Source organism: Streptomyces sp. NPDC054863, from assembly GCF_053610825.1.
Genome location: NZ_JBSGZD010000094.1, coordinates 20,577 through 27,234 on the forward strand (window position 1 = coordinate 20,577; position 6,658 = coordinate 27,234).

Annotated in this window: 9 protein-coding genes; 8 read left to right on the top strand and 1 reads right to left on the bottom strand. The window is 71.2% G+C overall.

Translation table 11 applies throughout. The features are described from left to right. The first annotated feature begins 1 nt into the window (after position 1). Genes ACWGIG_RS18715 through ACWGIG_RS18750 form a run of 8 tightly spaced genes read left to right on the top strand, consistent with a single transcriptional unit; the run spans position 2 to position 5,123 of the window. Complete coding sequence (locus tag ACWGIG_RS18715) at positions 2 to 247, top strand: gas vesicle protein GvpG (RefSeq protein ID WP_453322720.1); 246 nt, start codon at positions 2 to 4, stop codon at positions 245 to 247. After that, positions 244 to 978, top strand: a complete 735-nt coding sequence (locus ACWGIG_RS18720; protein ID WP_453322721.1) for a DNA primase — start codon at positions 244 to 246, stop codon at positions 976 to 978. The genes ACWGIG_RS18715 and ACWGIG_RS18720 overlap by 4 nt, the downstream gene beginning before the upstream one ends. Further along, a complete protein-coding gene (locus ACWGIG_RS18725; RefSeq protein ID WP_453322722.1) occupies positions 971 to 2,176 on the top strand; it encodes an SRPBCC family protein in 1,206 nt (401 codons plus the stop codon). The genes ACWGIG_RS18720 and ACWGIG_RS18725 overlap by 8 nt, the downstream gene beginning before the upstream one ends. Then, entirely contained in the window at positions 2,173 to 2,532 is a 360-nt protein-coding gene (locus ACWGIG_RS18730) for a gas vesicle protein (protein ID WP_453322723.1), read from the top strand. Before ACWGIG_RS18725 ends, ACWGIG_RS18730 begins: the two co-directional genes overlap by 4 nt. Beyond that, positions 2,529 to 3,419: a GvpL/GvpF family gas vesicle protein gene (locus ACWGIG_RS18735; protein ID WP_453322724.1), complete on the top strand. Its 891-nt coding sequence runs from the start codon at positions 2,529 to 2,531 to the stop codon at positions 3,417 to 3,419. Before ACWGIG_RS18730 ends, ACWGIG_RS18735 begins: the two co-directional genes overlap by 4 nt. Further along, positions 3,416 to 3,631 carry a gas vesicle protein gene (locus ACWGIG_RS18740; RefSeq protein ID WP_453322725.1) on the top strand — a complete coding sequence of 72 codons (216 nt, stop codon included), beginning with the start codon at positions 3,416 to 3,418 and terminating at the stop codon, positions 3,629 to 3,631. The genes ACWGIG_RS18735 and ACWGIG_RS18740 overlap by 4 nt, the downstream gene beginning before the upstream one ends. A 22-nt stretch (positions 3,632 to 3,653) precedes the next feature. Further along, positions 3,654 to 4,016 (top strand): gas vesicle protein K, encoded by a 363-nt coding sequence (locus ACWGIG_RS18745; RefSeq protein ID WP_453322726.1) that lies wholly within the window; start codon positions 3,654 to 3,656, stop codon positions 4,014 to 4,016. A 6-nt stretch (positions 4,017 to 4,022) separates the two neighbouring features. Beyond that, entirely contained in the window at positions 4,023 to 5,123 is a 1,101-nt protein-coding gene (locus tag ACWGIG_RS18750; protein ID WP_453322727.1) for a cation diffusion facilitator family transporter, read from the top strand. On the opposite strand, the gene ACWGIG_RS18755 is transcribed toward ACWGIG_RS18750, so the two are convergent. Continuing rightward, a complete protein-coding gene (locus tag ACWGIG_RS18755; RefSeq protein WP_453322728.1) occupies positions 5,101 to 6,624 on the bottom strand; it encodes a phosphatase PAP2 family protein in 1,524 nt (507 codons plus the stop codon). The two genes, ACWGIG_RS18750 and ACWGIG_RS18755, sit on opposite strands and share 23 nt — an antisense overlap. Positions 6,625 to 6,658: the final 34 nt, after the last annotated feature.

Here is a 6,658-nt window from a genome sequence, read left to right on the forward strand (position 1 = left end):
CATGGGCCTCCTGGGAGAGCTGCTCCTCCTTCCGCTGGCCCCTGTCCGCGGCACCGGCTGGGTGCTGCGGCAGGTGGTCGCGGAGGCGGAGAAGCAGTACTACGACCCGTCGGTCGTCCAGAGCGAACTCCGTGCCCTTGAGGAGCGCCTTGAGGCCGGGGAGATCGACGAGGCCGAATTCGACCGCCGCGAGGACGAGCTCCTCGACCGGCTGGAGCAGAAGCAGAAAGGGACGCGACAACCATGAACAACAGGCTCGGACTGGGGCTCGCCGTAGGCGCGGGCTATCTGCTGGGGCGGACCAGGAAGCTCAAGTTCGCCTTCGCCGTCGGCACGTTCGTCGCGGGCAAGAAGCTGCAGCTGAGCCCGAAGGCGCTGATGGACTTCGCGTCCTCGCAGTTGCAGAACAACCCGCAGTTCAAGGAGATCGGCGACCAGCTCCGCGAGGACATGCGCGGTGTCGGGAAGGCCGCCACCGGCGCGATCATCAACCGCCAACTCAGCGGACTCGCCGACAAGTTGCACGACCGCACGCTGAACGTTCAGGACCGGGCCGCCGGCCTCGTGCCCGACATCAGCAGCCTGAAGGACCAGAAGGGCGGCAAGGGCCGGGACGAGGAGGAGTACGACGAGGAAGAGGCCGAGGAGCGCGAGGAACCGCGCGGCCGGGCCCGTAAGAAGTCCGCGTCGTCCTCCTCCCGGTCTTCGTCCTCCGGCTCCTCTTCCTCCGGATCGTCGTCCCGGTCCTCCGCCGGTTCCGGCTCCGGTTCGCGTACGTCCAAGAAGTCCGCGTCCGGCGGTGCGAAGAAGGCCGCGCAGAGCAGCTCCGGCTCCGCACGCAAGACCGCCTCCGGGGCTTCCGGCACCTCCGGTACTTCCGGTACGGCGAAGAAGACGGCCTCCGGCGCGACCGGCGCCGCGAAGAAGACCGCGGCGCGCAGGACCACCGCCGCGAAGGGGGGAGAGCGACGTGGCTGACCTGAAGAGCGCGGCCGGCGCGCTGAAGCCGGACACCGAGATCACCGACCGTCTCAGGGCCGAGGCCCAGGCCTACCTCGCCGCGCAGGTCACGCGGATGCTGACCGGCGTGGGCCGCAAGCTCGGCGAGTCCACCGTGAAGCTCAACGACATCGCCGAGGGCAACAGCCCCGGCTTCGCCAAGCTCGCGCTCGACGGCGGCCGGAAGCTGGCCGAGGGCAAGGGGCCGGTGCGTTCCACCGTGGAACTCGGCGCCGGCCGTGTGAAGGACAAGGCGAAGGACGCGGTTGCCGGTCTGTTCGGCGGCAAGGGCAAGCGCAAGAAGGGCGGCGGGGGCGGAAAGCCCATCGTCATCCTGGAGACGATCGACGTAGGCGTGCCGGTCCGGGTCGCATACGACCAGTGGACCCGCTACGAAGACTTCTCCACCTTCGCCAAGGGCGTGAAGAGCGCCACGACCGCCGACGACACCTCCTCCGACTGGAAGCTCAAGGTCTTCTGGTCCAACCGGAGCTGGAAGGCGCACACCACCCAGCAGGTCCCCGACGCGCGGATCTCCTGGACGTCCGAGGGCGCCAAGGGCACCACCAAGGGCGTCGTCACCTTCCACCCGCTGGGCGACAACCTCACCCGAGTGCTGCTGGTGATCGAGTACTACCCCAAGGGTCTGTTCGAAAGGACCGGCAACATCTGGCGCGCCCAGGGCCGCCGGGCCCGGCTCGACCTCAAGAACTACGCCCGGCACATCTCGATGAAGGGCGACATCGACGACGGCTGGCGCGGCTCCATCGAGGACGGCGAGGTCGTCAAGTCCCACGAGGACGCGCTGGCCGAGGAGGAAGAGGCCCGCTCCGAGGAAGAGGGCCATGAGGGTGAAGAGGGGCGGCAGCCCGACGACGACCGCCCCGAGGGCGAGCACGAGGAGGAAGAGGAGGCCGAGGAGGAGCAGGCGCCCGAGGCCGAGTACGAGGAGGACGAAGAGCCAGGGGCCGAGTACGAGGAGGGTGAGCCCGAGGAGTCGTACGAAGAGGAGGAGGAAGAGGGCGAGCCGGAGGCCGAGTACGAGGAGGAGGACGACCCCGAGGCCGAGTACGAAGAGGCCGAGATCGTCGACGAGGACGAGGGCCGGGACCAGGAGGACGCCGACTCCCGCAAGCAGCGCGAGTACGCCGACTCCGGAGACAGGGGCCGCCGATGAGCACCGCCGCAAGACTGCCCGACCCGTACGGGTCGGGCGGCGGGGCCAACCTCGCCGACATCCTCGAACGGGTTCTCGACAAGGGCGTCGTCATCGCGGGAGACATCAAGATCAATCTCCTGGACATCGAGCTCCTCACCATCAAGCTGCGGCTGATCGTCGCCTCGGTCGACAAGGCCAAGGAGATGGGCATCGACTGGTGGGAGGACGATCCGTCGCTCTCCTCCGGTGCCAGGCGCCGCGAGATCGCCGCGGAGAACGAGCGCCTCAAGCGCCGCATCGCCGATCTGGAGGCCTCCGCCCCGGAGGCTCCGGAGCTTGAAAAGGCGAAGGACGGGCAATCAGAACAGGCATGACAGACATGACAGACAGCGCCGACGAGATCGGGCCCGAAGTCTTCACGGACGAGGCGGGCCCCGCAGAGCTCCGCTACGTCTACGCCGTGACCCGCCCCTTCGAGGGAGTGCTCCCCGAGGAGGGCGGGCGCGGCCTCGACGGCGAGCCGCCCCGGCTGCTGCGCCACGGCGGCCTGGTCGCCGTCGTCAGCCCGGTACGGGCCGCCGACTTCGACGAGGCGCCGCTCAAGGCCCACCTCGAAGACCTCGACTGGCTCGCCGCCACGGCCCGTACCCACCAGGCGGTCGTCACCGCCCTGACCGCCGTCACCACCCCGCTGCCGCTGCGGCTGGCGACCGTGTGCCGTGACGACGACGGGGTGCGGCGGCTGCTGGAGAGCGGGCGGGAGCGGTTCGTGCGGGCACTGGAGCGGCTCGACGGACGGGTCGAGTGGGGGGTCAAGGTGTACGTGGAGACCGCGCCCAGGCCCCCCGAGGGTGCCGGGACCCCCGAGGAGGCCCCGGCACCCGCCGCCCCGCCGCCCTCGGCCGGTGAGCCCGGCGCCGGGCGCAGCTACCTCCAGCAGCGGCTCGCCCAGCGGCGCAGCCGCGAGACGGAGTCCAGGAAGGCCGACGCCTTCTGCCGCAGGCTCCACGCCGAGCTCTCGCAGTCCGCCGAGGCGGCCCTGCTGCACCGCCTCCAGGACGGCCGGCTCTCGGGCCGCAGCGAACAGAACGTGCTCAACGCCGCCTATCTGGTGCCGCGCACCACCAGCGAGGCGTTCGTGGAGCAGGTGCAGGCCCTGACGCCTTCGCCACAGGACGACGGGAACGTCACGGTCGAACTGACCGGGCCGTGGGCGCCGTACTCCTTCGCCGGGATCGGCGACGAGGACGGCACCACGTGACCCACCACACCGACGACCACGACATCGACGCCCTCGCCCAGCGCGAGATCTCCCTCGTCGACCTGCTCGACCGGCTGCTGGCGGGCGGGGTGGTGCTCTCCGGAGACCTGACCCTGCGGATCGCGGACGTCGATCTCGTACGCATCGACCTCAACGCGCTCATCAGCTCGGTCAGCGAGAACGTGCCGTCTCCCTTCGAGGAAATGAACTGACGTGGAGAGGAAGGGAGTTGCCATGAGTGACGAACACCGTGCCGGTCGCACCGGGACCATCGGCCTCGGCGCAAGCGGCGCCGACCCCGCGGCCACGGGCGACGAGGCCAGGCGCAGGAAGGTCGAGCTCGACGCCGACACCGTCGAGCGGGACCTGGCCAAACTCGTCCTGACCGTCGTCGAGTTGCTGCGACAGCTGATGGAACGTCAGGCACTGCGGCGCGTCGACACCGGTGAACTCACCGAGGACCAGGAGGAGCGGATCGGCATGACGCTGATGCTGCTGGAGGACAGGATGGAGATCCTGCGGAGCAAGTTCGGTCTCGAACCCGGGGACCTGAACATCGACCTGGGTCCGCTGGGGCCCCTGCTGCCCAGGAACTGACCTCCTGTGAGCGAAGGTTCGCAGGCCGAACACACCGAAGAAACCGCACACACCGAAGACACCGAACGCACCGATCCTGCCGGGGACGCCCGGCCCGTCGGCAACGCCGAGAGCGTCTCCGACCGCAAGACCCGCATCACGGTCCTGGTGGCCCTCGCCGCCAACCTCCTCATCGCCGTCGCCAAAGCCGTCGGCGGTCTCGTCGCCTCCTCGCCCGCCCTGCTCTCCGAGGCGGCGCACTCCGTCGCCGACAGCATCAACGAGGTCTTCCTGCTGGCCGCGCTGCGCCGCAGCCGCCGCCCCGCCGACCGCAGGCACCCCTTCGGCTACGGCAAGGAGCGCTACTTCTGGTCGCTCCTGGCCGCCGTCGGCATCTTCGTGCTCGGCGCCGGCTTCTCCTTCTTCCAGGGCGTCGAAGCCCTGCGGAAACCGCCCGCGGGGGAGTCCACCAGCGGATACGTCGCCGGGCTGATCGTCCTCGGCGTGGCACTCGCCGCCGAGGGCACCTCCCTCGTCCGCGCCCTGTGGCAGGTCCGCAAGCAGCCCGGCAAGGGCCTCGGCAAGGACCCGGCCCTGCGTACCGTCGTCGCCGAGGACAGCACCGCCGTCGTCGGCGTGCTCGTCGCCATGGCCGGCATGGCCCTGCACATGGCCACCGGGCAGGTCGCCTACGAGGCCGCCGCCTCGCTCACCATCGGACTGCTCCTGGTGTACGTGGCCTACCGGCTCGGCTCCGACGCCCGCGCCCAGCTCATCGGCGAGGCCGTCGACCCCGAACTGCGCGACGGAATCCGCGAACTCCTGGACTCCCAGCCGGAGATCGACCGGGTGGCGGCCCTGCTCACCATGCGGCTCGGCATGGAATCGACCCTCGTGGCGGTCCGTATCGACCTGATGCCGGGGCTGGACAGCGAGCGCGTCGAACTGGTCTCCGAGCGCATCAAGCAGCTCATACGGAAGACCTGGCCGGAGGCCGACCAGGTCTTCCTCGATGTGACGGAGGCCCCCACGGACGAGCACGCCGAAGGCGAACTCGTGCCGGGGGAGCGGCCGGAGAAGGGCCGGCGGCCCCGAAGGTCCGGAACTACAGAGCCGTCTGAACGGTAGGCATCGGCCGGTACACCGTGAGTGCCTCGTCCGCCTTGTCGATGACGAAAGCGGGCGGGGCCTCGGCCACTTCGCCGTCGTACGCGAGCGGTGTCCCCGGCTCGATTCCCGCGAGGCGCAGCCGCCGCATCCGGCCCGCCGAGTGGAAAGGGGAACGGCTCAGCGGCCCGGAGAGCGCCGCCAGTATCAGCCGCAGCCCCGGCAGCCGGCCGCCGTGCACCACGCGGACGTCGAGCAGCCCGTCCGCGAGGTCGAAGCGGCGGCCGGGCGTCGGGCCCATCCGCTGGTACAGGCCGTTCCCGGCGAACAGCATCCACATGCCGCGCCGCTTGCCCCGCACCTCCGCCACCAACGGCCTTTCCCCGCGCAGGACCTGATACGCGGCGAGGACTCCGGCGGGCCAGCCGCCGATGCGCGGCGACCAGTGCTCGCGGATGCGGACCAGCTCCGGGTAGACACCGAGGCTGAAGGTGTTCAGGAAGTGGCCGGGGGAGCCGTCCGGGTCGGGGCCCGGGGTGAAGCGGCCCAGGTCCACCTTGACCGCGTCGCCCGCCTCCACCGCCCGGCAGGTGTCCTGCACGGTCTCGATGTTCAGGTCGTACGCGAAGTGGTTGAGGGTGCCGCCGGGGAAGACGGCGAGCGGAACTCCCGCGCGGGCGGCGGCCACCGCGGCGCGGTTGACCGTACCGTCGCCGCCGCAGACGCCGAGTGCGGCGGCGCTCTCCACGGCCTTGTCGAGCTCGGCGCACAGGTCCTCGGGATCGACCTCGCGCACCTCGGCCTCGGGCAGCGCGTCGCGTACGAGAGCGGCCTTGGCGGCGGCGCTGCCGGACGCCTTGTTGACCACGACCACCAGGTCCCGGCCGCCGGGCAGCCGGGGCGCGTCGGTGTGCGGCCGGCCGGGCGACGGCAACTGGTCGCGGGTCGGCACCAGGCCCCGTACGGCGAAGGCCGCGCCCACGCCGAGCGCGGCACCGACCAGCACGTCACTGGGGAAGTGCACGCCGGTGTAGACCCGGGACAGCGCGACCGCGCCCGCCACCGGTGCCACGGCCGCGCCCCAGCCCCTGGACTCCAGGGCGACACCGGTCGCGAAGGCGGCGGCGGACGCCGAGTGCCCGGACGGGAAGGACGTGGTCAGGGGCTGGCGCTTCAGCCGGCGCATGAGCGGTACGTGGTCCAGCACCGGCCTCGTCCGGCGTACGGAGCGCTTGCCGACGGTGTTCACGGTCGCCGAGGCCAGCGCGAGGGAGGCCACACCGCGCACCGCGGCCCGGCGGGCGCGCGTACTGCCGCCGAACGCGGCGATGCCGGCGGCGGCGCCGAACCACAGCAGTCCGTGGTTGGCGCTGCGGCTCAGCCGGGGCAGCACCCGGTCGGCACCGGGCCAGTGCCGGGACGCGACGGTGCGGAAGACGGCGTGGTCGCGGGCGGTGAGCCAGGCGGCGACACGGCCTCGGGTACGGACAGGGACGGGAATCTGCGTAATGGGCTCGGACATGGCACCCGGTTACCCTGCGCGAACGATCCGAACC